The organism is Streptomyces diastatochromogenes (assembly GCF_002242805.1).
Taxonomy (GTDB): Bacteria; Actinomycetota; Actinomycetes; order Streptomycetales; family Streptomycetaceae; genus Streptomyces; species Streptomyces diastatochromogenes.
Window position 1 is genome coordinate 1 of the sequence record NZ_MCGQ01000235.1, and the last position, 202, is coordinate 202.

The 202-nt window shown below is 73.3% G+C and carries 1 pseudogene; it reads left to right on the forward strand.

Annotation, left to right across the window (positions count from 1 at the left end):
- Positions 1-202, forward strand: a pseudogene (locus BEK98_RS47765) (hypothetical protein); the annotation flags it as partial.

Sequence of the window (202 nt, forward strand, 5' to 3'; positions counted from 1 at the left end):
CTCCGGACTGCTCGCCGCGCTCGCCGGCTTCATGGCGGCCGTCGGCACCGGCACGTTCCGCGCCTCCATCGGCGACGACTTCATGCTGCCCTCGTTCCTCGGCGCGGTCCTCGGCGGCACCCTCCTCACCGGTGGCGTCGTCTCCGTCCTCGGCGCGCTGCTGGGCACCTTGCGGATGACACCGACCAGGGAGGTGCCCAGC